Genomic DNA, 918 nt, shown 5'->3' with positions numbered 1-918 from the left:
GACACAGTTTTGAGTTTTTCTTCAGCTTTCGCCGGAGCCAGCCCATCGTTGAATTGATGGGGGCGGATCCAGTTGTAGTGGCTCATCAGGTACTGGCTAATGTCTCGTTGGGCTTGCTGCCCGGTCAGGTAGCCCGTGGTCGGTATCCATTCTGACTTCAAGCTGCGAAAGACTCGCTCCATCGGCGCGTTATCCCAGCAGTTGCCTCGGCGGCTCATGCTCTGGCGCATGCGATAGCGCCACAGTCTCTGGCGGAATTGACGGCTGCCATATTGCGACCCCTGGTCGGAATGGAACAGTAGCCCTTGAGGCTTACCGCGCTGTTCGTAAGCCACGTCCAGCGCTTTGACCACGAGGTCTGCGTCCGGTTTTTCTGATAGGGCCCAGCCCACGACTCTGCGTGCATACAGATCCAAGACAACTGCCAGATAGTGCCATTTTCCCTGCGCCCAAACGTAAGTGATGTCGCCACACCAGACCTGATTTGGCGCTTCGGCATCAAACGCTCGGTTCAACATATTCGGAATATCTGGCCGCTCCACTGTGGCCTTTTTGTACGCATGCGACCCTGGCTGCTTGCTGACCAACGCCAGCTCACGCATCAGGCTGCGGACCTTAAACCGCCCGATCTTCTCACCCTCTTCTTGCATCATCATCTTGATACTGCGGCTGCCGGGCGCACTTCGTCCGCGCGTGAATAACTCATTCACTCGACTACGCAACCTCAGTCGCTCAACGTCCGGAGTTCGCCTTCTATGGCGATGTGCGTAGTAACTTGAGCGAGTGACTTCGAACACCTCGCATAGCCAATCAACGGGCTCATGAGCGCTGAACTGGTGGATCAGCGAATACGCTCGAGATCTTCCGACATCAAGAGCGCGGTAGCCTTTTTTAGTATCGATTTCTCGCGTTCAAGGC

The 918-nt window shown here is 55.8% G+C and carries 1 pseudogene; it reads right to left on the bottom strand.

Going from position 1 to position 918, the window contains the following annotated elements:
* A pseudogene (locus ACF8EA_RS17005) lies at positions 1-918 on the bottom strand (IS3 family transposase); the annotation flags it as partial.

The organism is Pseudomonas sp. YQ_5 (assembly GCF_043103305.1).
GTDB lineage: Bacteria > Pseudomonadota > Gammaproteobacteria > Pseudomonadales > Pseudomonadaceae > Aquipseudomonas > Aquipseudomonas putida_Y.
The sequence above is the reverse complement of the archived record's forward strand: the minus strand, read 5'-3'. Positions and strand labels throughout refer to the sequence as shown.